General features: G+C 69.6%; 26 protein-coding genes. 10 read left to right on the top strand and 16 right to left on the bottom strand.

Annotated elements, in window-relative coordinates:
* Window positions 1–134: 134 nt before the first annotated feature.
* Together CLV30_RS21365 and CLV30_RS21360 are read right to left on the bottom strand one after the other, a co-directional pair.
* Window positions 135–1016: a hypothetical protein gene (locus CLV30_RS21365; RefSeq protein ID WP_106539259.1), complete on the bottom strand. Its 882-nt coding sequence runs from the start codon at window positions 1014–1016 to the stop codon at window positions 135–137.
* Complete coding sequence (locus CLV30_RS21360; RefSeq protein WP_129711117.1) at window positions 1013–1477, bottom strand: hypothetical protein; 465 nt, start codon at window positions 1475–1477, stop codon at window positions 1013–1015. Before CLV30_RS21360 ends, CLV30_RS21365 begins: the two co-directional genes overlap by 4 nt.
* Window positions 1478–1779: 302 nt before the next feature.
* On the opposite strand from CLV30_RS21360, the gene groL reads away from it, so the two are divergent.
* On the top strand, window positions 1780–3420 hold the full coding sequence (gene groL, locus CLV30_RS21355; RefSeq protein WP_106539257.1) for a chaperonin GroEL: 1641 nt from the start codon (window positions 1780–1782) through the stop codon (window positions 3418–3420).
* Between the two features lie 92 nt (window positions 3421–3512).
* Here groL and CLV30_RS21350 read toward each other — a convergent pair whose 3' ends face one another.
* Together CLV30_RS21350 and CLV30_RS21345 are read right to left on the bottom strand one after the other, a co-directional pair.
* On the bottom strand, window positions 3513–3830 hold the full coding sequence (locus tag CLV30_RS21350; protein ID WP_106539256.1) for a type II toxin-antitoxin system PemK/MazF family toxin: 318 nt from the start codon (window positions 3828–3830) through the stop codon (window positions 3513–3515).
* Window positions 3827–4084, bottom strand: a complete 258-nt coding sequence (locus CLV30_RS21345) for a hypothetical protein (protein ID WP_106539255.1) — start codon at window positions 4082–4084, stop codon at window positions 3827–3829. The genes CLV30_RS21350 and CLV30_RS21345 overlap by 4 nt, the downstream gene beginning before the upstream one ends.
* Window positions 4085–4217: 133 nt before the next feature.
* On the opposite strand from CLV30_RS21345, the gene CLV30_RS26110 reads away from it, so the two are divergent.
* Entirely contained in the window at window positions 4218–4424 is a 207-nt protein-coding gene (locus CLV30_RS26110; RefSeq protein WP_129711116.1) for a hypothetical protein, read from the top strand.
* A gap of 583 nt (window positions 4425–5007) precedes the next feature.
* Here CLV30_RS26110 and CLV30_RS27635 read toward each other — a convergent pair.
* Window positions 5008–5133 (bottom strand): hypothetical protein, encoded by a 126-nt coding sequence (locus CLV30_RS27635; RefSeq protein ID WP_276320024.1) that lies wholly within the window; start codon window positions 5131–5133, stop codon window positions 5008–5010.
* 226 nt (window positions 5134–5359) lie between these two features.
* On the opposite strand from CLV30_RS27635, the gene CLV30_RS21335 reads away from it, so the two are divergent.
* Complete coding sequence (locus CLV30_RS21335; protein WP_106539253.1) at window positions 5360–6688, top strand: helix-turn-helix domain-containing protein; 1329 nt, start codon at window positions 5360–5362, stop codon at window positions 6686–6688.
* On the opposite strand, the gene CLV30_RS27075 is transcribed toward CLV30_RS21335, so the two are convergent.
* On the bottom strand, window positions 6676–7263 hold the full coding sequence (locus CLV30_RS27075) for a Rossmann-fold NAD(P)-binding domain-containing protein (RefSeq protein ID WP_211300098.1): 588 nt from the start codon (window positions 7261–7263) through the stop codon (window positions 6676–6678). The genes CLV30_RS21335 and CLV30_RS27075 overlap by 13 nt on opposite strands.
* Before the next feature lie 23 nt (window positions 7264–7286).
* Entirely contained in the window at window positions 7287–7715 is a 429-nt protein-coding gene (locus tag CLV30_RS27070) for an NAD-dependent epimerase/dehydratase family protein (RefSeq protein ID WP_205741104.1), read from the bottom strand.
* Between the two features lie 217 nt (window positions 7716–7932).
* On the opposite strand from CLV30_RS27070, the gene CLV30_RS26680 reads away from it, so the two are divergent.
* Complete coding sequence (locus CLV30_RS26680) at window positions 7933–8097, top strand: hypothetical protein (protein ID WP_165358755.1); 165 nt, start codon at window positions 7933–7935, stop codon at window positions 8095–8097.
* Window positions 8098–8112: 15 nt separating this feature from the next.
* On the opposite strand, the gene CLV30_RS21325 is transcribed toward CLV30_RS26680, so the two are convergent.
* Window positions 8113–8439 (bottom strand): hypothetical protein, encoded by a 327-nt coding sequence (locus CLV30_RS21325; RefSeq protein WP_205741107.1) that lies wholly within the window; start codon window positions 8437–8439, stop codon window positions 8113–8115.
* A gap of 52 nt (window positions 8440–8491) precedes the next feature.
* On the opposite strand from CLV30_RS21325, the gene CLV30_RS21320 reads away from it, so the two are divergent.
* Together CLV30_RS21320 and CLV30_RS21315 are read left to right on the top strand one after the other, a co-directional pair.
* Window positions 8492–9196 carry a copper homeostasis protein CutC gene (locus CLV30_RS21320; RefSeq protein ID WP_240723391.1) on the top strand — a complete coding sequence of 235 codons (705 nt, stop codon included), beginning with the start codon at window positions 8492–8494 and terminating at the stop codon, window positions 9194–9196.
* A gap of 16 nt (window positions 9197–9212) precedes the next feature.
* Window positions 9213–9473 (top strand): DUF4031 domain-containing protein, encoded by a 261-nt coding sequence (locus CLV30_RS21315; RefSeq protein WP_106539272.1) that lies wholly within the window; start codon window positions 9213–9215, stop codon window positions 9471–9473.
* Between the two features lie 344 nt (window positions 9474–9817).
* On the opposite strand, the gene CLV30_RS21310 is transcribed toward CLV30_RS21315, so the two are convergent.
* The 4 genes from CLV30_RS21310 to CLV30_RS21295 all read right to left on the bottom strand — a co-directional run bounded on the left by CLV30_RS21310 (window position 9818) and on the right by CLV30_RS21295 (window position 13001).
* Window positions 9818–10225 carry a hypothetical protein gene (locus CLV30_RS21310; protein WP_106539251.1) on the bottom strand — a complete coding sequence of 136 codons (408 nt, stop codon included), beginning with the start codon at window positions 10223–10225 and terminating at the stop codon, window positions 9818–9820.
* Complete coding sequence (locus CLV30_RS21305; protein ID WP_106539250.1) at window positions 10213–11964, bottom strand: DUF6571 family protein; 1752 nt, start codon at window positions 11962–11964, stop codon at window positions 10213–10215. Before CLV30_RS21305 ends, CLV30_RS21310 begins: the two co-directional genes overlap by 13 nt.
* Window positions 11964–12263 carry a hypothetical protein gene (locus CLV30_RS21300; RefSeq protein ID WP_106539249.1) on the bottom strand — a complete coding sequence of 100 codons (300 nt, stop codon included), beginning with the start codon at window positions 12261–12263 and terminating at the stop codon, window positions 11964–11966. The genes CLV30_RS21305 and CLV30_RS21300 overlap by 1 nt, the downstream gene beginning before the upstream one ends.
* 114 nt (window positions 12264–12377) lie before the next feature.
* Window positions 12378–13001: an HD domain-containing protein gene (locus CLV30_RS21295; RefSeq protein ID WP_106539248.1), complete on the bottom strand. Its 624-nt coding sequence runs from the start codon at window positions 12999–13001 to the stop codon at window positions 12378–12380.
* Between the two features lie 96 nt (window positions 13002–13097).
* Here CLV30_RS21295 and CLV30_RS21290 point away from each other — a divergent pair, with 96 nt between their 5' ends.
* Window positions 13098–14396 carry an MFS transporter gene (locus tag CLV30_RS21290; protein WP_205741103.1) on the top strand — a complete coding sequence of 433 codons (1299 nt, stop codon included), beginning with the start codon at window positions 13098–13100 and terminating at the stop codon, window positions 14394–14396.
* On the opposite strand, the gene CLV30_RS21285 is transcribed toward CLV30_RS21290, so the two are convergent.
* Window positions 14303–16366, bottom strand: a complete 2064-nt coding sequence (locus tag CLV30_RS21285; protein WP_211300095.1) for a HelD family protein — start codon at window positions 16364–16366, stop codon at window positions 14303–14305. The genes CLV30_RS21290 and CLV30_RS21285 overlap by 94 nt on opposite strands.
* A 303-nt stretch (window positions 16367–16669) precedes the next feature.
* Here CLV30_RS21285 and CLV30_RS21280 point away from each other — a divergent pair, with 303 nt between their 5' ends.
* Window positions 16670–17221, top strand: coding sequence for a hypothetical protein (locus CLV30_RS21280; RefSeq protein WP_106539247.1), 552 nt, complete (start codon window positions 16670–16672; stop codon window positions 17219–17221).
* A gap of 127 nt (window positions 17222–17348) precedes the next feature.
* On the opposite strand, the gene CLV30_RS21275 is transcribed toward CLV30_RS21280, so the two are convergent.
* The gene (locus CLV30_RS21275; RefSeq protein WP_106539246.1) at window positions 17349–19004 is read right to left on the bottom strand and encodes a DNA repair helicase XPB; all 1656 of its coding nucleotides are present in this window, start codon (window positions 19002–19004) and stop codon (window positions 17349–17351) included.
* Window positions 19005–19119: 115 nt separating this feature from the next.
* Here CLV30_RS21275 and CLV30_RS21270 point away from each other — a divergent pair, with 115 nt between their 5' ends.
* Both CLV30_RS21270 and CLV30_RS21265 read left to right on the top strand, forming a co-directional pair.
* Window positions 19120–19635 (top strand): GNAT family N-acetyltransferase, encoded by a 516-nt coding sequence (locus tag CLV30_RS21270; RefSeq protein ID WP_106539245.1) that lies wholly within the window; start codon window positions 19120–19122, stop codon window positions 19633–19635.
* 161 nt (window positions 19636–19796) lie between these two features.
* Window positions 19797–21368: an LCP family protein gene (locus CLV30_RS21265; RefSeq protein WP_106539244.1), complete on the top strand. Its 1572-nt coding sequence runs from the start codon at window positions 19797–19799 to the stop codon at window positions 21366–21368.
* 241 nt (window positions 21369–21609) lie between these two features.
* On the opposite strand, the gene CLV30_RS21260 is transcribed toward CLV30_RS21265, so the two are convergent.
* Window positions 21610–22443 carry a DeoR/GlpR family DNA-binding transcription regulator gene (locus CLV30_RS21260; RefSeq protein ID WP_211300094.1) on the bottom strand — a complete coding sequence of 278 codons (834 nt, stop codon included), beginning with the start codon at window positions 22441–22443 and terminating at the stop codon, window positions 21610–21612.
* A gap of 11 nt (window positions 22444–22454) precedes the next feature.
* Complete coding sequence (locus CLV30_RS21255; protein ID WP_106539268.1) at window positions 22455–23204, bottom strand: carbohydrate ABC transporter permease; 750 nt, start codon at window positions 23202–23204, stop codon at window positions 22455–22457.
* Window positions 23205–23322: the final 118 nt, after the last annotated feature.

The following is a 23322-nucleotide window of genomic DNA, read 5'->3' as shown; positions in this document are numbered from 1 at the left end:
CTACACTCGACCTGAAAACCCCAGCCCAAGCGCTGGACGAACTGCTCGCCAACCCGGCAGCAGCATGACCGTTGCTTACACCGATGGACACCGCCCCTCGTGACGCGTGCGAAAGCCTGGTGACGGGACGCCCGTCAGCCCGCGGTCGCCGGCCTCGACGACCGCAGCGTCCCGATGCCGCGCCGCGCCGCATCGACGAGGCGTTCGAGCGGCAGGAACGCGAGCCAGCAGACGACGGTCGGCAGGAAGTGGATGCCGAGGGCCAGGTACGTCATCAGGTGGAAGCCGACGAAGACGACGACGGCCAGGTACAGGGCACGACGGCGCAGGAAGAGCACCACCGGCGACAGGAACTCGATGATCAGCAGTCCCCACTGGGCGATCTGCAGCAACCAGGGATAGTCCGTCGTCCACCGGAACAGGTCCGAGCCGCGGCGCACCAGCGCCCAGATGAACACGGCTCCGTTGGCCCAGGTGGCCGGGGATCCGCTGCGTACCCACTTCACGACGGCCGAGAAGAAGTACGTCGCGATGGTCGCGACCTGGATGCATCGGAACGCCCATCCGGCGCCCTCGCTGCTGCCGCGGTCGGTGAACCTGGCCCGGCCGATGGTGGGCAGGACGACGACCGCGACCATGAAGGCGAGGTGGTCGTGCGAGACGTAGCCGTAGCCCTGGCTGAGGATCATCCACTCGAAGTACGCGACGGCGACGGTCCAGCCCGCGATCCGGGGCAGGAATCCGGTCGCGGCGATCAGCGAGCCGATGATCAGGACGATCTGCAGGGTCTGTGCGAGCGGCACCGTCGGGTCGGGCAGCGGCAGCTCTCGCCCGAGCCACTTCGGCTGGTAGAACTCCGGCGAGTGCGCCATCGGTATGACGTCGTCGGTCAGCATGAAGATGTCGTACAGCAGGAAGAGGTAGATCGCGGCGCGAAGCACCGCCACCCGGGCCAGCGGCACCGGCGACGTCCACCAGCCGACGAAGGCGCGGCCGGCACCCCGTACGCGGCTCATCGCCGCACCTCCCACATCGTCAGCTCCTCGGTCGTGGCCTCGCCCTGCTGGATGCCGTCTTCCAGCTGGTACGTGTCACGCATGACGTAGAGCGCGGTGTACTGGTCGGCCTCCGGGTGCAGCTCCGACCATGCGTCGGCCAGGCCCTGCAGCAGCGACGGGTCGTCGAGGATCCGGTCCATCTGCGACTCGATGTCGGCACGCCCGACGCCGACACCGTCCTTGTTCAGCGGCACTCTGACCTGATCGCCGCTGACGGTGTCGGCGAGGATGTAGGTGGAGCGGATGGTGCCGTCCATGTCGCGCGGCGTGGCGTACTGCGACAGCGAACCGAGGGGGAAGTAGTCGTTCGTGTCCTGCAGCTGCCCGAGCGTCAGGATGGTCAGAGCGACGGCCGTCGCGCCGAGGCGCCACCAGACCCCCATCCGGGAGACGCGCCGGACGGTCGGTTCGGAAGTCACAGTCGAGCAGTATACGCAGCGAGGCCGTACTGCCATGTCGCCTGATCGTGTCGTCCGGACTGCCCGGAGGGCTGCCGGCGAGACCGTCGAAACGCCTCCGGATCGACGGTGTCCGTCCCGGCGCGCTTGCACTCTACGGAGGAGAGTGCTAGACACGTGATTAGCACTCTCGCAGTGAGAGTGACAGGAACTTCGGATCGACGAGGCCGTGAGGTTCCGGTGACAGGAGCCGGAGCCGTCACGGCCGTCCGTCGCGGGCGTCGAACCGGATCATCCACCCGCTACGGGAGGACCAGGAACCCATGCCAAAGATGATCACCTTCGACGAAGAGGCACGGCGTGGCCTCGAGCGCGGCATGAACACCCTTGCCGACGCCGTCAAGGTCACTCTCGGCCCCAAGGGCCGCAACGTCGTCCTCGAGAAGAAGTGGGGCGCCCCCACGATCACCAACGATGGTGTGTCCATCGCCAAGGAGATCGAGCTCGAGGACGCCTGGGAAAAGATCGGCGCGGAGCTCGTCAAGGAGGTCGCCAAGAAGACCGACGACGTCGCCGGTGACGGCACCACGACGGCGACCGTGCTGGCCCAGGCGATGGTCCGCGAAGGCCTGCGCAACGTCGCCGCGGGCGCGAACCCGATCGCGCTGAAGGCCGGCATCGAGAAGGCCGTCGAGGCCGTCTCCGAGCAGCTGCTCAGCGGCGCGAACGAGGTCGAGACCAAGGAGCAGATCGCCGCCACCGCGTCGATCTCCGCCGGCGACCCCCAGATCGGCGAGCTGATCGCCGAGGCCATGGACAAGGTCGGCAAGGAAGGCGTCATCACCGTCGAGGAGAGCAACACCTTCGGGCTCGAGCTCGAGCTCACCGAGGGCATGCGCTTCGACAAGGGGTACACCTCGGGCTACTTCGTCACCGACGCCGAGCGTCAGGAGGCGGTGCTCGAGGACGCCTACATCCTGCTGGTCGAGTCGAAGATCTCGAACGTCAAGGACCTGCTGCCGCTGCTCGAGAAGATCATGCAGCAGAACAAGCCGCTGCTGATCATCTCGGAGGACGTCGAGGGCGAGGCCCTGGCGACCCTGGTGGTCAACAAGATCAAGGGCACCTTCAAGTCGGTCGCCGTCAAGGCTCCCGGCTTCGGTGACCGTCGCAAGGCCATGCTGCAGGACATCGCGATCCTCACCGGCGGCCAGGTCATCAGCGAGACCGTCGGCCTCAAGCTCGAGAACGCCACGGTCGACCTGCTCGGCCAGGCGCGCAAGGTGGTCGTCTCCAAGGACGAGACGACCATCGTCGAGGGCTCCGGGGACGCCGACCAGATCGCCGGCCGGGTCAGCCAGATCCGCGCGGAGATCGAGAACTCCGACAGCGACTACGACCGCGAGAAGCTGCAGGAGCGGCTGGCCAAGCTCGCCGGCGGCGTCGCCGTCATCAAGGCGGGCGCGGCCACCGAGGTCGAGCTCAAGGAGCGCAAGCACCGCATCGAGGACGCGGTGCGCAACGCCAAGGCTGCTGTCGAGGAGGGCATCGTCGCCGGTGGCGGCGTCGCGCTGCTGCAGGCCGCGAACAAGGCCTTCGAGAAGCTGGACCTGAAGGCCGACGAGGCGACCGGCGCGAACATCGTCAAGGTGGCCGTCGAGGGACCGCTCAAGCAGATCGCGGTGAACTCCGGGCTCGAGGGTGGCGTCGTGGTCGAGAAGGTCCGCGGCCTGGCCGACGGGCACGGCCTCAACGCCGCGACCGGCGACTACGAGGACCTGCTCGCTGCCGGCGTCAACGACCCGGTGAAGGTGACCCGCTCGGCGCTGCAGAACGCCGCGTCGATCGCTGGTCTGTTCTTGACCACCGAGGCCGTCGTGGCCGACAAGCCGGAGAAGGCCGGCGCCGCTGCCGGCGGCGACCCGACCGGCGGCATGGGCGGCATGGGCGGCATGGACTTCTGACGAAGTCGATGGACTTCTGAGTCCTGCTGTTTCGCAGCACCATCACGAGGGCGGTACCCCGACGGGGTGCCGCCCTCGTGCGCGTTCACGAACTACAGAGCAAGAATGCGCCGCAGGATCGTCTCGACGCGCATCAGATGCACCGTGTCGAGTGTGGCGACGTGGCGGATCATCCGATCCGCGGAGACGACGCGGATCTGTTCACATTGCACGTAGCTGGTCACCGGAAGCACGCCGTCCAGTTCGACGTGAGTGACATAACCACGCTTGGTACGGGTCACCGGAAGGACTATCGGCAGGCCGAACTGTGACATCTCGCTCGCCGAGACGATCACGGCCGGGCGTCGGAAACCTTGTTCGTGGCCAATCGGATCACCGAAGTCGCACAGGTAGACATCGCCACGCCTCAAAGCACATCGTCCCAGTTCTCGTCGGGGTCGAGTCCGTCCGTCAGGGTTCCGCTCAGTGCTTCGGTGTCACCTCTGAGAGTGGTCTGCGCGAGTGTCGCGCCCATGGTTGCCCTGGCTTCGTCCCAGAATGCGGCGTCCTCTTCCGCATCGAGAGCCCGTTCGATCGCCCCTGCGAGCGTCGTGCCCTCGTCCGTGGCGTGTCTCGTCAACCGATCGTGCAGTTCTCTGGGGACGCGGATCGTTGTCGTAGACATATCGCCAGTCTACGTTCTGGTATATGCCTGAGTCTACCGCTTGTCGCGGTGCTGCGAGTCAGGGAGGCGTCCCGCCCCAGAGGTCGTCACGCAGTCCCGGCGTCCGAAAGTACGCCGGCAAGGAGGATCCGACATGGATGCACGTCAATTCGAAGTTGGGATGCTCGTCAGGCCGGCGACTGAAGAGATCGCGGCCGAAACCGACCCCGACTACCCGCGTGATCTTGTTGGCCGGGTGGTCGGGGTACTGGATTCCAATGGTGATGACATCCATGTCCAGTGGCCTCGCGTGGGTGTTTCCGTACACCGGCCCGACGAGCTTGAGATCGTCGAGACCTGATCACCAGTACACATCGCACGCAGGACCGGAGGTGTTAGTGACACGCGTCGGACCTATGTGGACCTCCGTGCGTCAGTGGATCGCCTCGGCAGGGCCGAACGCGGCCTTGCTCGACAGCCGCCGGCGGGTCTGTCCTGGCTACCTCGCGGACCTTGGACAGTTCCCCGAAGTTGATACCAAACAGTGCGGGGAGAAACAGTGACGAGTTTTCTTGGACCGTCATTACTCACTGGCTGTGTTCACTCGTACTGTCCGCAGTTCGCGTTCGTAATCGTTGTTGCCGTAATTGCCCCACCAGGCAGACGTTCGCGGGACTGGTGCTGTGCTTCGCGGGTCCTGCTCGCGGTGAGCAGGTAGCTGACTCTGTGTCGCGGAGGCCACCGTCCCCGCGCCCTGCCCTGCACGCGCGGTGACGAGTGCCCCGTGGCGTACATCCACGCGGCCAGCTACTGGCGCCGGGTCGATGTATGTCGGCGTCGACGCGCGAGGAACAAGCAGACGGCCCAGAGCGCGGGGATCGCAAGGACGGCGACGACGCCGGGCACGTCGATCTGCTGGCTCACGTCAGCCGGGAGTGCGGTGTTCACCGGCCGCACTCGATGCAGTAGACGATCTCGCGCGGGCTGTCGTCGTAGATGGTCACGTTGTGCTGCGTGGTCTTGCCGCAGTGCGCGCAGTGCTGCGGCCGGGTCGTCACGATCCAGCTCATCGTCGTGGTCCTTCGCCGCCGCGGAACGGGCTTGGGGGCGGTGCCTGCCGGGCTTCCGTGGAGGCGGAGCATCCGGCAGGCACCCGAGGAGCCGCCTCCCCGGGTCCCGCCGGGGACGGCTCGCCTGTGATGAGCATCACCGGCTCGATAGCTTCGATGAATACGCCGAACGTCTGCTGACGGTCAGCAGACAGCAGGACCCATCTGATCGGCGTAGCGTGATGTCATGGTTCCCGGAGAACCCTTCGGCTCAGCGCTGCGCCGGCTGCGGCACGAGCGTGGTGTGCTCTCTATGCGGCAGTTCGCCGCGTCGGTGCACTACAGCCCTGCGTACATCTCGGAGGTGGAACGCGGGGTCAAACGTGCGACCGCCGAACTGGCACAGCGCTGCGACGACGAACTGCAAGCGAAAGGTCTCCTGGTCGTCCGGGCGCAGGCCGAGCGCAACGCCCCGGACCATGGTGAGGACGCAGCCACGTCCTCACGTCCGGAGGGGCGCGAGGACGACGAGGAACGGCCGCTGACAGCGAGGGAGGTCGCCATGGCCGCCGCGCACGAGTCGACCGCGGGCTCTGCCACTGACGGCTCTCAGTCCATGCCCGACATGAGCGTGGAACAGATCCAGGACGACATCCGCCACCTGGCCCGCACGTACAACGAGCAGCCGCCGCTGTCGGCGCTCATCGCCGCCCGGCGTCTGCGCGACATGGCCCGGACCATGGCCGAGCACACCCACAAGCCGCGCCAGCTCGCCAACCTGTACGAGGTCGCCGGCCAAGCCTGCGGGGTCATGGCGATCGGCTCATTCGACCTGTCCATCTGGCCCGCCGCAACCGAACAGGCCCGCGCCACCCTCGTGTACTCCGACCTCATCGAGGCATCTCCCCTGCGTGCATGGGCACACGGCGCGATGGCGATGACAGCGTTCTGGTCTGGACACCCACGCGAGGCCGCCGACTACGCGACCCGCGGCCTCCGAGACTGCCCACCAGGGACCGCACGAGCGCGGCTGCTATGCATCTCCGCACGCGCCTGGTCCTACCTCGGCGACCCCGAACGCACCCGCGCCGCCATCGACGCCGCAGACCAGGAACGGCAGGCCATCGGCGAAGCCGGCGACGACGAACTACACGACCAGATCGCCGGCGAGTTCGGCTGGGGACCAGCGCGGCACGCCATGTGCGACGCCGCATCGTGGCTGCGGCTGGGACAAGCGGACGAGGCATCGGACCGTGCCCGTACCGCGATCGAGCTCCGCGCCCAGGACCGCACGGGCTCACTCGTCGAGGCCAAAGCGACCGTCGATCTGGCCTCGGCCGAGCTGATGCGCGACAACTCGACGCAGCCGAGACCGCGCTGGCGCCGGTGTGGGACATCACCAGCGACCGCCGCATCCACGGCGTGGTGGCCAGGCTCGAGGACATCGGCACGCACCTGCGCGGCGACCGGTACCACACGGCGCCGGAGGCGCGGGCCCTCGTCGAGCGGATCGACGCGTTCACCGCGGACTCTGCGCCGCATGCACTGCCCCCCGAGCGCGGATCAGTTCGCCTGAGCGGTCTCCCGGTCCCACGCCGCCAGCAGCGCGTCCTCCTTCTCCGGTGTGAGGCCGATAGCGGCCTGCCGCCCGTGCGGCATCAGCTCTTCGCGTTGCAGCCACGCCCACGTGTCCGCGACAGTCTCCGCGAGCGGCCGAGCGTGCAGCCCGGCGGCCTCGGCGCGTGCCGACGACACTGCCCACGCGCCGGGAACGGTGCGCCATAGCGGGATCTCGGTCCACGGGGTCACGTCCTGCCGCGACAGCCAGTCATCGCTTACCCAGGACAGCTCGGCGCGGCCGCCGGTGGCCTCCTGGCATGCCCGCAGCAGCTCGCCGTACGTGGCGTGCCCGATGGGGGCGGTCGCATTCATGGCGCCGGTAGTGCCTTCATCGACGACGTCGAGAGTGAACGTCGTCAGATCGCGCACGTCGAGGGGCTGAATCGGCCGGTTGGGGTCGCCGCCGGCGAGCACGCGGCCGCCGCGTTCCATCCGTCGTAGCAGCCACGGCAGCCGGCCGACGTACTCGTACGGTCCGAGCAGGACGCCCGGCCGCAGCAGCAGCGTCCGGTCGGTGCCGAACGCGCCCATGGCGGCGACCTCGCAGCCAGCTTTCATCGTGCCGTACAAACGTCCGTGGGGGCGACCCCTACGGCGTGCTCTGGTGCGTCAGCACGGAGATCGGGCCGGCTGTCCCGCACCACCGAGTTGTCGTTGAGGGGTTCGTTCGGCCATCCGGCATACACGTTCACGGTGGACACGTACACGTACCGCCTGGCGTGCGGTTCTAGCGCGCAAGCGACGGCGTAGACGTTCGCCGGCTCGTGCCCGGACGTGTCGATGACGGCATCCCATGGGCCCGCGTCGACGAGCCGGTCGACGTCGTCCGGGACGGTCCGGTCGCCATGCACAGCGACGGGACCGGGGACCGCGCGCCCGGAGCGGCCGCGGGTGAAGGCCGTGACTTCCCACCCGCGGTCCAGGGCGTGCTCAGCGAGGGTGCGTCCGAGGAACCACGTGCCGCCGAGGATGAGTAACCGCATGCGCCAATCCTGTCGGACCCGGGATTGGCCGGTCGAGGCCGGAGAATCGTTCCCGATTCGCCCACCCTGGGAGGCGTGCTGGCCTACATGCCCAGTACGAGCCCGGGGTATCCGTTCATCGCAGCACATGATGCTCCGGAAAGAACGGCTGCTATCATCAAGGTGAACGAAAGGTGAACGACACCTGAACCAATGGTAGCGGACGAAGGGGGCTGCGATGGCGGACACGAAGGCGACGGCCGGCGCTCCTGCCGCGGGCTGGGTCGCGGTGACCCGTATCGACGGTCGCCGGTGCATCGAGATGCGGTGGTCGGTGCAGCGTGCCGAGGCGACGACGCGGGAGGCTACGACCGCCGAGGCTGGGGTCGGGCACGCTGCCTGAGCAGCGCCGCCGGCGTCACAGCGCGCCGAGCGCGGCCACCGAGATGCCGGCCTTCTCGCACACCCAGTGCGGGTCGGCGCCGAGTTCGGGCTCGATGCGCAGTTCGTGAACCGCGGTCTCGTCGCACGAGGTACACCGCGGCCAACGGCCGAGTCCGGCGTCGAGCAACCGGTCCTGGACGTCCTGGGCCAGCTGACCCGCGACGAACTGCGCGCCGTCCGGCCACTGCTCCACCCACCAGCGCCGCTCCGACACGGCGGCGTCCAGGACGTCGACCGCTGAGGGGACGTCCAGCTGGTGAGCGCTCAGGTCGTGCAACACCAGGGCTCGCGCGGCGAGCATCACATCGTCCACCACGATGCCGATGGTGCCAGGCCGCTGGCACACTGTGCATGTGCGCCCGCTCCTCGAACTCATCGCCCTCGGTCCCGGCGACGTGCGCGGTGCCGTCGACGGCGGCGCCGACCGTCTGGAGGTCGTCGCCGACATGGCCGCCGACGGGCTGACCCCGTCCGTCGACACGGTCCGGGACCTCAAGCGTGCCTGCGACCTCCCGCTGCGAGTGATGCTGCGCGCGAACGACGGCTTCGCGACCAGCGGTTCCGAGCTCGAGCGGCTGAAGGTCGCGGCGCATCAGCTCGCCACGGCCGGCGCCGACGGTTTCGTGCTCGGTTTCCTCGGCCTCAACGCCGAGGTGGACGTCGAGGCGACGCTCACCCTGGTGGACGAGCTCGGCGACCATCCGTGGACGTTCCACCGTGCGATCGATCACGCCCTCGACCACGAGGCGGCCTGGGACGTCGTTCCGGGACTGGCGGGCGTCGACGCGATCCTGACCGCGGGCTCCGCTCGTGGCGTCGGGTCCGGGCTGGACGAACTGTGCCGCCGGGCGTCCGCGTCGCCGGAGACCGCAGCCCTGATCATGGCCGGCGGCGGCCTCGAACCCGACCACGTGCCGTGGCTCGCCCGCGCCGGCATCCGGCAGTTCCACGTGGGCACCCGGGTGCGCCCGGGCGGGTCGTGGAAGGCCTACATCGACGCCGCCCTGGTGCGCTCGTGGCGCACGCTCGTCGACGACGCGGTCGCGGCCGCGTTGTGAGCATGTGAGCTGTGTCGTGATCCTCGTCGACCCGCCCGTGTGGCCCGGTCACGGCCGGATGTGGTCACACCTGGTCTCCGACGCGTCGCTGGACGAGCTGCACGACTTCGCCGCCCGGCTGGAGATCCCGCCGCGCGGGTTCCACCGCGACCACTACGACCTGCCGGCGTCGATGTACGAACGGGCGCTCGCGGACGGCGCGGTGCCGGTCAGCAGCCGCGAGATCGTCGCGCGGCTGCATGCCGCGGGCCTTCGGCGCCGCGCCCGCCGGAACTGATCGTCGAAGCGGCGCTCAGATGCGGGCGGCGAGGTCGTCCATCTCGGCTCGGTTGTTCTCGAGATAGTGGTGGACGCGCTGTGAGAGTCGTCCCACTCACCGTCGAGCATCTGCGACGGTTCCTCGGTGCGGGTGAGGTCGAGGCTGCCGTCGCGATCGATGATGACGACGTGGGCCATCGCCCGGGCGGGATCGCCGTCGTCGTCGAGTTCGCATTCCCAGTGGCAGACGATGCGCAGCCAACCGGGTGGCGCGGCGCGGCGGTAGAAGGTGATGATCTCATCGAGGGTTTGCTGCTGCTCGGGTGTCACTACCGAGACCCTACGTGCTCGCGAACTCGCCCCTCAGCTGGCGTCTGACGAGGACCCTGCGGCGAGGATGTGCAGCTCCGGCGGGTCGGGCGTGTAGACGTTGACTTCGCCCCAGTCGCCGCTGATCCGCCAGTGATCGTCGACACGGACCATCTCGTCGATGTTGCCGAGGTCGGTCTCCCCGGACGCGTCCGTGAACGAAACGGCCGCCCGGCTGATCCACTCGATCGCCGTGGTGCTCGTGAACATCAGGTGGGCATCGGCGTAGCAGTACTGCTCGTCGGGGCCCGGCGGGCGGTAGTCGGGGTGTCGCTCGGTGAGTACCGCCTCGATCGTGAACCGGAGCGCGCCGGCTTCCTCGACGATCTCCAGGACGAAGCTGTCCTCCAGATACACGTCGGCCAAGGCGGGGACGTCCGAGTAGTCCATTACCAGTCCCATTCGATCGGTGTGTGGTTGTTCGGGCTCTTGCGCGTGACGGGGTTACCGAACGGGTCTGTGCGCTGCCCGGTCTCGTCCCGGATCTCCACGTGCGGGTGTTCACTTCCGGGTGCTCTCGGGCTGCCGCGCTTGATCGTCATCCGCACGACGCCGTTCTCGTCGGTGAACTTCAGCGGCCCGTTCTCGGTCTGCGACCGCGTCCACCCCTGCGCCTGAGCCCACACATCCAGCTCGCTGGCCTTCGGCTTGGCGCCCCCGGTGAAGTAGTCACCCATGTTGGGTTTGATCGCCGCATCCCCGGCGTCGTCGGCTGCTCTCAACGCGGCGAGCTCGTCGGCGGTGAGAGCCCGGCGTGTCCACTTCCCGCCGGTGGCGCCCCAGCCGAGGAACGGAATCATCCCCGCGGCGGAGAGGCCGGAATCGATGACGTTGCCCTCGGCGGCGTACCAGATGGCGTTGACGGCGTCGGCGGGCTCGCCGACCACGGGGACCATCCCGAGCCCGTCGAGGACGAGGTGGCCGATTTCGGAGAGCCAGTTGGTGTCTCCGCGGCGCTCCTCGATCTCCTTGGCCTTCATCGTCGTGATGCTCTGCGCATCGGAGGCGATGTCGGCGCTGACGACGTCGCCTCCCTCGAACGGCGTCATGGCGGTTGCGAGCGCCGACTGGGCGGCGGCGCCGTCATCGACCGGCCACTTCCGCCGCGCGATCAGGTACTCCATGAATGCGTTGACGTCGGTCTTCTCGCCGTCGGCTTCGATCTCGACGGTGTTGCCGCTGCCGAAGAGCTCGTGCCCTGCCTCGGGGTTGCGACCGACGGCATCCAGGATGCCCGCGAGCGGGTCGTAGTACTCGGTGTAGCCGCTGGGTGCGCCGTCCTCGGCGCCGTGGACCGGATCGATCGCGCCGTACATCTGCGACGACATCCCGCCCGAGGCGCGCTGCTGCCACATCCCGCGCTGGTCGTATTCGCGTTCGTAGTCGTAGACGCCTTGCGCGAGGGTGGTCAGGAAGTCGGTGGACCAGTCGCCGCGGGACACGACGAGGCCCAATGCGCTGGCCTGCCCGGCCATCGCCTGTTCGTCGGTGATGGCGTCGAGCCACCGGTCCGCGTACTTGTCGTCGAGGGCGAGGTCGCCCGTGTTCTGTGTCGCCAGCCCGAGCGAGGTGCCCATGCTTTCCAGCAGCGAATCGTAGGCGGAGTCGAACTCCTCGATCTCCTGCAGGTCGGCCCGCGTCCTCGTGTACTGGGACATCACCCGGCGGGCCGACGACAGGCCGAGGACGATTTCGGACGCCTTTTCCGGGCTGATCTTCTTCGCGAGCTGTTGCGCGAAATACGGATCCGTGGCGTTGTCCGACATCAGATCAACGAGTTCCTGCGACGGCACGCCGCCGTCGAAATCCTCCATGAGCTCCGCGGCGTCGTTCGCACGCTCGCGGGCTTCGGCGGGCGTCGCCGTGGAGATCTTGCTCTCGTCGATCTCCGCGAACGTCTGTGGGCCGGGCTCCTGCGCCTCGACGTGCCGGGCCAGGGCGAGCCTACGCCGCACCCCGGGCAGCTGGTCGTCGATCCACGCCTCGACGCCGTTGACGCGGTTGAGCGCATCGGTGGAAAGGTGCACGTCGGAGAGGTTGTAACGGACCCTCCCGGCCCGTTCGCCGACTTCGGTCGACGCGTCCTCCAACGCCTTCACGAGATCGGCCATGTGCCCGAGGTCGATCGAAGCCATCGCCATCAGAGGTTCCTCCAATGGGTCTGCCACGCGTCCGGTTCCACCTTCTCCGGCTGGTTCTCGATGGTTTCGGAGAACTCGGTCTCGGCGCCCTCGGCAGCGTTGTTCAGCGCGGTGATCTGTTCGGTGAGCTCGGTGTAGAAGTCGTCGGCCGCCGAACTGACCCAGGCGCCTTTGTCCATCGCCTTCTTCGCGTCGTCGAGCTCGGTGGTGAAGTCGGACAGGTCGTCGTACGAGTCGCCGCTGCGGCCCTGCACGGCGGCCCGGTAGGGATTCTGGACCGTGCCTTCTTCGTCGCCCATGGTCGCGCCATCCTCAGTTCCGGCCGAGGGCCGTTCTCGTTCGCCGTCGAACTACGCGTCATCGTAAAGGACCTTGAGAGAGCCACGGGGCGCACACCGGTGGCGGCCCCGCGTTCACTGTCCCGCCCGCAGCAACGTGAGCTCGGTGGACATGTTGTGCCGCGCGGTGTCCTGCCAGCGGCGCCGGCCGGTGTCGGTGTGGAACAGCGGGTCGGCCGCCAGCAGCCGTTCCAGGACAGCGGCGCGTCCGGCCGCGAACGCGTCGTCGGGCACGTGCGCGTAGTCCTGGCGCACGGCGGCGGCATACGCCGCGTACTGGTCCGGTGAGCCGCCCAGGACCGCCAGGTCGGCGTCGCAGAGCACGGCACCGTCGACGTCGCCGGGCTCCGGGTCGTGCGACGCCGTCAGCAGGACCAGCCGGCGCACCTCCTCCACCACGTCGCCGGACACGTCCAACGCGGGAAGCTCCGCGCCGGCCAGGTCGGCGCTGGCGCGTTCGTCCGTGCCGGGCTCACCGTCGTAGACCGCGTCGTGGAACCACGCCGCGAGGCGCACCGGGTCGAAGGGCCGGACGGGCCGTCCCAGCTGGTCGACGGCGTCGAGCACGGCGGCGAGGTGGGTCGCGTCGTGGTAGTGCCGATGCGGTTCGTTCCAACGGCGCAGCAGGTCGGCGCCGAGCCGGGCCGCCTCCGGCGACGTGCCGGCGAGTGCCGCCCAGCGTCGTTCGAGCTCGTCCATGCCGACATCTTCGCGGTATCATGGTGGTAAGCACAGGGTCCGGTGCGCGTCTGGTGGTGGGGAGACGCGCACGAACCGTGACAACCCGGAGATCCTGTGTCCCCCATCACGTCGTACCGACAGTTGCTCCGCCTCGCCGGCGCAGGCTATGTCGCGATCGCGTTTCTCGGCCGGCTCCCGCTGGCCATGAGCCAGCTCGGCACCCTACTGCTCGTCTCGACGGCCACCGGCCGGTACGGCCTCGGCGGACTCACGGCCGGCGCCTTGGCCGTCGCGAACGCGGTGGGGTCCCCGGTCGCGGGGGCGATCGCCGACCGGATCGGCCAGCGACCCGTCGTGCTCGTCCAGTCCGTGGTCGCGGGGGTCGCGTTGTCGTCGCTGGTCGCCGCCGTGGAATCGGGCGCGTCGTCACTGGTGCTGGTCTCGGTCGCGATCTGCGCGGGTCTGTCGATCCCGCAGGTCGGCCCGTTGGCCAGGGCGCGTTGGCGACCGATCACCCGAGAGACGGGCGAGCGGCAGCGGCGCCTGGTGGACACGGCCTTCTCGTACGAGGGCGCCGCCGACGAGGCGTCGTTCATGCTCGGCCCGGCGCTGGTCGGCGCGGTCGCCGTCGTCGTCGACCCGGGCGGTGCGCTGCTCGTGGCCGCCGCGCTGCTGGTGGTGTTCGGCTCGTGGTTCGCGTTGCACCCGACGGCACGGCTGGCGCACACCCACCGCGCCCGTACCGACGGCGCGCCGCGGCCGTTCGTGTCCGCCGAGTTCGTGGTCCTGGCGGTTGCCCAGCTGCTCATCGGCATCGTGTTCGGTGCCACGCAGACGGGGACGACCGTGCTGGCCACCGCGGACGGGCAGCCAGGGCTCGCCGGACTCGTGCACGCGCTGCTCGCGGTCGGCAGCGTGCTGGCGGGGCTGGCGGTCGCCGGGCTGCCCGAGCGGTTCGGCTACGAACGCCGGATCCTCGTGTTCGCCGGAGCGTTGCTGGTGCTGTCCGCGCCGCTGCTGCTGGTCGGCTCGCTGGGCGGGCTCGTTCCGGTGGTGCTCGCGCTCGGGTTCGCGGTCGCGCCGTACATGATCAGCGTGTTCGTCCTGGCCGAGAAGATCGTTCCGCAGACGCGGGTGGGCGCCGCCCTGACGATCCTGGCCGGGGCGACAGGGGTCGGATACGCCGTGGGGTCCGCGGTGGCCGGCCGTATCGCCGACGTCGTCGGTGGGTACCGCCCCGCCTTCGCGGTGACGGTGGCGGCCGCGGTGCTGGCGGTGGTGCTGGCGACGACGTTCCGGCGCCGGCTGGCCGCGGCGCTTCAACGCGGCGCCGCGACGCCGTCGAGTTCCGACGGCAGCGGCTCCGCGTGGACGATCACGAGCGAGGACACCGCACGGGTCAGCACCACGTAGAGACGACGCAGCCCGCTCGTCTCGGCGGCGACGATGCGGGCGGGGTCGACCACCACCACGTGGTCGTACTCCAGCCCCTTCACCATGCTCGCCGGAACGATGGTCAGCGGTGCGTCGTCACCGAGCCGGCCCGGCTCCAGGCCGGCGCCGGCCAGGCCCGCGGCAACCGTGTCGGCGTCGGCGTCCGCCACGACGACGCCGACCGATCCGTCCCGGCCGACCGCCTCGGCGGTGTGCTTGGCGGCCGCACCCAGCAGGTCGCCGTCCGCCTCGACGACGTCGAGGGTGCCGGGGTTGGACCGCACTGCCTCCGGCGGCTCGATGTCCGGCGCGATGGTGGGAAGCAGTCGGGCGGCGAAGTCCACGACGGCCGCCGGCACCCGGTAACCGTTGCGCAGCACCTCGAGGTGCGCCTCGGCGCGGTCCAGGTGCAGCAGCGCCTCCGGCCACGACGGCGTCGCCCACGGCGTCGTGCCCTGGGCGATGTCGCCGAGGATGGTGAGCGAGCCCGCACCGGCGCGTCGCGCGACCGCGCGTAGCTCCATCGGCGACAGGTCCTGCGCCTCGTCCAGCACCACGTGCCCGACGCCGCTCGAGCGCTCCACGATGGCGGCCGCCTCGTCGATCAGGACCGTGTCGGCGTGTGTCCAACGCGCGGACTTCGGGCCACGGGCCGGGCGTTTCCACAGCAGCATGGCCTGTTCGGCGGGCGTGAGTACGCCGTCGGCGGCGGATGCCAGGAACTCGGGATCGCCGAGCAGCCTCAGCACCACCCGTACCGGGTCGACGGCCGGCCAGACGGTGTCGACGTAACTCTTGACCGGGCGGGACCGGGCGATCGTGTTCTGGATCCGGTCGTCGGTGACCTCCCCGGCGGCCTCCATCCGCAGCAGCACGCGATGGGCGAGCCGTTGGCCCAGCAGCGCGCGCCCGGTCGCATACCCGTCGCCGCGGGCGCGCAGCGTGGCCACCGACTCGGCGACCTCGTGCACCGGGACGCGCCAGCGGCGCGAGCCTCGTGGCACGTAGAGCGTCTCGTCGGGCTCGGCGAGATGCGACCACACCGCACGGGTCAGGACCTGCGCCATGCGTGCGTCGCCCTTGAGCGTGGCGACGTCCGGCGGGTCGCCGGTCCGCACCGGGACTCTCTCGACCAGCTCGGCGACGGTGACCTGGCGAACGTCCACCTCGCCGAGCGTGGGCAGTACCTGCTCGATGTAGTGCAGGAACGCCTGGTTCGGCCCGATGACCAGCACGCCCGTGCGGGCCAGCCGTTCACGGTAGGTGTGCAGCAAGTACGCCGCCCGGTGCAGGCCGACCGCGGTCTTCCCGGTGCCGGGAGCGCCCTGGACACACACCGTCGTGTCCAGTCCGGCGCGGACGACCTCGTCCTGCTCCGGCTGGATGGTCGCGACGATGTCGCGCATCGGGCCGACGCGCGGGCGCTCGATCTCCTCGGTCAGGATCCGGCTGGTGACGTCGGACTCGGTCCGGTCGAGCAGATGCTCGTCCTCGTACGACGTCAGCTCGCCTTCGGCGAAGCCGTAACGCCGGCGCAGGACGACGCCGTGCGGGTCCTGGCGGGTGGCGCGGTAGAACGCCCGCGACACGTCGGCGCGCCAGTCGACGACCATCGGATCGCCGTCCGCGTCCATGACGTGCCGGCGCCCGATGTGGAAGGTCTCCCGGGAGTCGTCGTGACCCGTGTCGGCACCCACGTCGACACCCGCGTCGTCGCCGGTCACGCGGTCGATGCGGCCGAAGAACAACGGGATGGACGGATCGTCCTCCAGTGCTTTCGCGCGCCGGTACAGCGCGGCCTTGAGGTACTCGGTGGAGACGTGGTCGCCGCTCTGGGCGGTCAGCGACAACGTGTGCTCGCGCATCGCACGAAGATCCGCGCGGGAACGGTGGAGATGGTCGCGCTCGGCCTGCAGCGTGGCGTCGGGCGAGGGCGTGCGGGCGGACACAGGTGGGCCTCCTCAGGGCTCGGCGGAAAGTTGTGAACTAATCCGACGGCCCGGAGAGTCACCGGTCCGGTCGCGAAGAGCACAAGACTATAGCGGTCGTGGCGCGCCCGGTCCAGGGGCGCCGCGCCGCTGGAGTGCGTCGTCCCTGTCCGGCGCTCAGGAGCACATCCAGGTGCCCGACCACGCAAGGTTCGCCGCGGCGGCCGACACCGTCCGCGGACACCCGAGCCGGGTCCCACTCGGCGGCCGCCGGACGTGGCCTCGCGTCGCGCGTGTCTGCGCCGGTCGATATCGTCGCCGACGATGACGTCCCGATCCGCTCTCCCCGTTGCGATGGCAGCGGCTGCGGCACTTGCTCTGGCGGGATGTGGTGATGGTGAGCCGAGCGACGCGTCGACGACCGCTAAGTCCGGCGCTCCCACCGCTACGGGTGGGTCCACCCCGGCGGAGGATCCGGAGGCTGCGGCGGTCGCCGAGGTCGAGGCCGCCTACCAGCGGTACTGGGACGTCGTCGTCGCCGCGGAGAACTCGGGCGAGGACTCCTACGAACACCTGAAGACCGTCGCCAACGAGTTGATCGTCCAGGAGCAGGTCGCCGAGATCCGGAGCATGCGCGAGGATCACATCACTCGCGACGGTGCGCCGCAGATCGGCACGCCCCAGGTCACCGTCGACGGCGAGACGGCACGCGTCGAGAGTTGTGTGGACGAACACACCTGGAACGTCTACTACAAGGGCGAACTCGCGGATCAGGAGAGTGACCCGCAGGCGCGGGTGTTCGACTTCAAGCGCGACGACGACAGATGGATCGTGGTCGACCTGGTGGCCAAGGCCGAGGCGACGATCACATGCTGATTCGCCTGGCGGGGTTTCGCGTGATGGGGGCGCGGTTGGTGGTGCTATAGCCCCAGTAACCGCGCCCCCATCACGCTTCAGCCGACCGCCGGGCTCATCTGCCGTCCACGCCGGAGGTCAGCTGCCATCAGGTCGGGTCGTCGCTGCGCAGCACGTCCTCGGCGTCGGTGATGCGGTAGGCGTAGCCCTGCTCGGCGAGGAAGCGCTGACGGTGCTGGGCGTACTCCTGGTCGACGGTGTCGCGGACGACGACGGAGTAGAAGCGCGCGGTGCGGTGGTCGGTCTTCGGCCGCAGGATCCGGCCCAGCCGTTGCGCCTCCTCCTGCCGAGAGCCGAACGTTCCGGAGACCTGAATGGCCACCGCCGCCTCGGGCAGGTCGATCGAGAAGTTCGCCACCTTGCTGACCACCAGGGTGGTGATCTTGCCGGCCCGGAAGTCGTCGAAGAGCAGCTGACGTTGCCGCACGGTCATCTCGCCCTTGATCACCGGGGCGTCGAGCCGTTCGCCGAGCTCGTCGAGCTGGTCGATGTACTGCCCGATGACCACCGTCGGTTCGCCCGCGTGCCGCTGCACCAGGTGTTCGACGACGCGGTGCTTGCTGTCGGTGCACGAGGCCAGCCGGTAGCGCTCGTCGGCCTCGGCGGTCGCGTAGGCCAGCCGCTCGCTCTCCGGGAGCGTGACCCGGACCTCGACGCAGTCGGCCGGGGCGATGTAGCCCTGGTTCTCGATCTCCTTCCACGGCGCGTCGTACCGCTTGGGGCCGATCAGGGTGAAGACGTCCTCCTCGCGTCCGTCCTCGCGCACCAGGGTGGCCGTCAGCCCGAGGCGGCGGCGTGCCTGGAGATCGGCGGTCATCCGGAAGATCGGCGCCGGCAGCAGGTGGACCTCGTCGTAGACGATCAGCCCCCAGTCGCGGGCGTTGAGCAGGTCGAGGTGGGTGTAGGCGCCTTTCCGGCGCGAGGTCATGACCTGGTACGTGGCGACGGTGACCGGGCGGATCTCCTTCTTCGAGCCGGAGTACTCGCCGATCTCGTCCTCGGTGAGCGACGTACGGCGGATCAGCTCGTCGCGCCATTGCCGGGCGGCGACGGTGTTGGTGACCAGGATCAGCGTGGTCGCCTGCGCACGGGCCATGGCCGCCGCGCCGACCAGCGTCTTGCCCGCGCCGCACGGCAGCACCACGACACCGGAGCCGCCGTGCCAGAACCCCTCGGCGGCCTCCTTCTGGTACGGGCGCAGCGTCCAGCCCTCCTCGTCGAGCGAGATGGGGTGCGCCTCGCCGTCGACGTACCCGGCCCTGTCCTCGGCCGGCCAGCCGACCTTGACCAGCGCCTGCTTGAGGTTGCCGCGTTCGGACGGGTGGACCGCGACGGTGTCGTCGTCGACGCGGACGCCGATCAGCGGCTTGACCCGCTTGGAGCGCAGGACCTCTTCGAGAACGGCCCGGTCGGTGGAGTGCAGGGTCAGCCCGTGTGTCGGGTGCGCGTCCAGGCGCAGCCGACCGTAGCGGGCCATCGTCTCGGCGACGTCGACGAGCAGCGCGTGCGGCACCGGGTAGCGGGAGTGCTCGAGCAGCGCATCGACGACCTGCTCGGCGTCGTGCCCGGCGGCACGCGCGTTCCACAGCCCCAGCGGGGTGAGGCGGTAGGTGTGGATGTGTTCGGGAGCGCGTTCGAGTTCGGCGAACGGCGCTATGGCGCGCCGGCACTCGGTGGCGTCCTCGTGGTCGACCTCCAGCAGGAGGGTCTTGTCGCTCTGGACGATCAATGGTCCGTCGGTCACCTACGCCATTGTCCTCGCCGGACGCGGGCGGGCCAAAAGTGCGCGGGCAGCGCGGGTGGCCCGGACCGCACCCTCCCGGCACGTCGCGGGTGGGTCGCTGCGTACGGTCGAGGGCATGGAGGAGACCGTCGAACGCGTCGCGCACGTCGAGCCGGAACTGCGTGACTGGATGCTGAACTGCTGGGTGGACGTGACGAACGACGGCGGCTCGGTCGGGTTCGTCGGGCCGGTGGACGCCGACGACGTCCGTCCGACACTGGACGGCGAGCTCGCGGGGATGACGGCAGGCACCACGACCCTCGGTGTGCTGCGCGTCGACGGCACCCCTGCCGGCTTCGGTTTCCTGGTGGGCTCCGCCAAGCCGTTGTTCCGGCACTGGGCGACCGTGCTGCGGTTACAGGTGCATCCGAAGTGGCAGGGAGGCGGCCGTGGCCGGCGGCTGTTGGACGGTCTCGCGGAGCTGGCCCGCGCGGACGGACTGGAGTTCCTGCACCTGACGTATCGTGACGGAACCGGGCTCGGGCGCTTTTACGAGTCGTGCGGCTATGTCGAGACGGGGCGGGTTCCTGGCATGATCAGAGTAGCGCCCGGTGACGACCGCGACTCCGTGATCATGATCCGCAAGCTCTGACCGTTTTGGCACGGTTCGTCGGCGCCGCGCCGCGGCGTGGGGTCGGCGGTCCGGCGGAGGCCGTACGGCACAATGAGCGACAACCGTCCGCACGAGGCCCCACCTGACGAAGGAGGCACGACCGCGCGGAGCGATCGGGCACGGCGCGCGGCATCATTTTCATGAGCGGTGAGGACACCAGCGGACATTACTCGGGCTTCCTCGGCCGGGCGGGTCTGGGCGCGCTGATCCCGGGCATCGGCCTGGTCGCCGCGGGACGCCGGTGGACCGGCTGGATCGTGTTCGCCGCGTTCGTCCTCACCGGTGCCGCCGCGGCCGTGTACTCGGTGCGAGCCGGTGGTACCGGACTGCTGCGGCTGGGCACCGACCCGGAACGCATCGAGATGGTCGGCGTGGGGCTACTGGGCGTCGCCGCGGCGTGGCTGCTGTGCGCGGTCGTCAGCCTGTACCTGCTGCAGCCGCCGGGGTTGAACGTCGTCCAACGGCTGGGCGGCGCGCTCGTGGTGGTGGTCGCGGCGTCCCTGGTGGTGGCGCCGTTGGGTATCGGCAGCCGGTACGCCTTCAAACAACGCGACACCATCGAGTCGGTCTTCGCCGACGAGGAGAAGCAGCACAGCCTGACCATCCCGAAGGACGCCACCGAGCAGGACCCCTGGGCCGGTCAGCCCCGCGTCAACGTGCTGATCCTCGGCGCCGACAGCGGCGAGAACCGCGACGGCACGCGCACCGACACGGTCATGGTGGCCAGCATCGACACCGACACCGGCGAAACCGCGCTGTTCTCGTTGCCGCGGAACCTGCAGTACGTGCCGCTGCCCGAGGGGCCGCTGCGTGACGCCTACCCGGACGGCTACCACGGCGAGCCGGAGTCGGCGTACTGGTTGTTCGCGATGTACCGCAACCTGCCGGCCGAGTTCCCGGACTACTTCGAGGGCGTCAAGGACCCGGGCGCCGAGGCGCTGAAGCTCGCCGTCGGCGAGGCGCTGGGGCTGAAGATCTCGTACTACGTGATGGTCAACCTCGAGGGGTTCCAGACCATCGTGGACGCCCTGGGCGGCATCCGGCTGGACGTGCCGTACCGGATCCCGATCGGCACCAAGAAGAGCCAGTGGGGCGGCTGCACCGAACCGAGCGGCTGGATCGAGAAGGGCCAGAACCAGCACCTCGACGGTTACCACGCGCTGTGGTTCGCCCGTGCCCGTTGCGGGCCGCCGCCGATCAGCGACGACTACGAGCGGATGCGCCGGCAGCGCTGTGTCATCGGCGCCATCGCCCAGCAGGTCAATCCGTTCAACGTGCTGCAGCGCTACCAGCAGCTGGCGTCGGCGGCGGAGCAGACGATGTCCACCGACATCGGCCGCCAGCGCCTCGACGACTTCGCCGAGCTGGCGCTGAAGGTGCAGGACGCGGGCATCCGGAGCCTGCCGTTCACCGACGAGATCGTGGACTACAACGACCCGGACTACGAGCTGATCCGGAAGTTCGTGCGCGAGTCGCTGAAGCCGCCGGAGTCGGAGCCGGACCCGTCCGCCACGGACCCCGCCACGACGGCCCCGCCCGAAGGCGGTACCGACGACGGTGAGCGGGGCGAGCCCGACGGTCCCGCGACCGGCGATTCCGGCGACCCCGGCGACGAGGCCGGCACGGGTGACCCCGGCACGGGCAGCGAGCCGGGAGGCGAGGAGACGCCGAGCGAGGACGAGGGCGCTCAGGAGATCTCCGCGGTCTGCTGAACCGCCGCGCGGTGGATGCGGCGGCGGGAGCGACACACCGAAGAATGATCAGGTGACGTGAAAGCCGCGCTCGGCGTCCAGCGTGCACCTGATCATCCGACGTCCACATGATGGAGACGATCAGGTGACGAGACGGCCCCGCCACAGCGCGGTCCGCGGCTGTTGTGTCACCTGATCGTTCGCCGGACAGTGATCAGGTGACGAACGCGTGATCAGGTGAAGAACGCGTGATCAGGTGACATCAGACGACGCGGACGTCCACCCCGGCCGACTCCAGCGCCGTGACGTCGTCGTCCGGGGCGCCTGGATCCGTCACCAGGACGGTCACCCTGTCGACGTCGCAGATCCGCGCGAACGCCCGCTGCCCGATCTTCTCTCCGCCGCCGACGATGACCACCCGGTCGGCGCGCTGGACCATGAGGGCGTTGATGCCCGCCTCGCCGACGTGCCGGCAGGACGCGCCCCCGCCGGCCGACAGCCCGTCGACACCGAGGATGAGCAGGTCGAGCCAGAGCTCGTTGAGCACCAGCGTCGCCAGCGGCCCCGTCATCTCGTACGACTGCGGCCGGGCCACGCCGCCGAGGGAGACGGTCCGGATGTGCGGGCGCAGCACCATCTCGGTGGCGATGTTGAGCGCGTTGGTGACCACGGTCAGCGCCGGGTCGCCGGACTGCGGGCCGTGCTCGATGCGCGAGGCCAGCCGCCGGGCCGTGGCCGACGTCGTCGTGCCGCCGTTGAACCCGACGACCATGCCCGGCTCGACCATGTCGGCGGCCGCGGCCGCGATGCGCTCCTTCGGGTCGTGCTCGGACGACGAGCGGTACCGCGCCGGGAGGTCGTAGGCGACCGACGTGGCCAGCACGCCGCCGTGCGTGCGCGTGACCAGCTGCTGCCGGGCCAGCTCGGTGAAGTCGCGACGCACCGTCGCCTCGGAGACGGCGAGCGCGTTCGCGGTCTCGCCGACGCTGAGCCGCCCGCGCTCGGCCAGCAGGTCGAGCATCTGCCGCCAGCGGTGCGCCCGGTCCGGCGTGTGGCCGTCGGCGGCGTCGCTGCCCTCCATCGGCTGCTCGGTCACGTCCGGGCTCCTTACTTCACGGCTCCCGCGGTGAGACCGGCGACGAGCCGCTTCTCGATCAGTGCGAACAAGACGACGACGGGCACGATACCGACGATCGACACCCCGAACACATACTGCCAGGCGGACTCGTACTGACCCACGAACTTCGTCAACGCCACCGACAGTGGCTGGTTCTCGGCGGTGGTGAGGATGACGAGGCTGGCGGCGAACTCGTTCCAGCAGTTGACGAACGTGAAGATGATCGCGGTGACCACGCCCGGCCAGACGAGCGGCGCGGTGATCCGGCGCAGGATCTGCAGCCGGGACGCGCCGTCGATCATCGCCGCCTCGTCCAGCTCCTTCGGCACGGAGGCGAAGAAGCTGTGCATGATCCAGACCGCGAACGACAGGTTGAACGCGCCGTTGACCAGGATCATCGCCAGCCAGGTGTCGTGAATGCCGAGCGTGACGAACTCCCGGAACAGCCCCGCCGCCAGCACGGCCGGTTGCAGCATCTGGGTGACCAGCACGAGCAGCAGGAACAGCAGCCGTCCGGGGAAGCGGAACCTGGCGGTGTAGTACGCCGCCGGCACCGCGACACACAGCACCAGCAGCGTCGCGCACACCGAGATCACGATGGTCGAGACCAGGTTGTACGGCAGCGGCGTCTCGGGCGTGGACCACATGTCGACGTAGTTCGACGGGTGCCACGTCTCCGGCAGGTAGGTCGGCGGGACCCGGAGAATCTCCGAGCGGGTCTTGAACGACCCCACCAGCATGATCAGGTACGGCGCGACGAAGACCAGGGCGACGACCGCCCCTGCCGCGGCCAGCAGCCCGCGGCGGCGCCGGGAACCGCGCCCGCGTCGGGGACGGCGTGGCCGGCCGGTGGTGGAG

Source organism: Haloactinopolyspora alba (assembly GCF_003014555.1).
Lineage (GTDB): Bacteria > Actinomycetota > Actinomycetes > Jiangellales > Jiangellaceae > Haloactinopolyspora > Haloactinopolyspora alba.
This window is presented reverse-complemented; position numbering and strand designations above follow the sequence as displayed.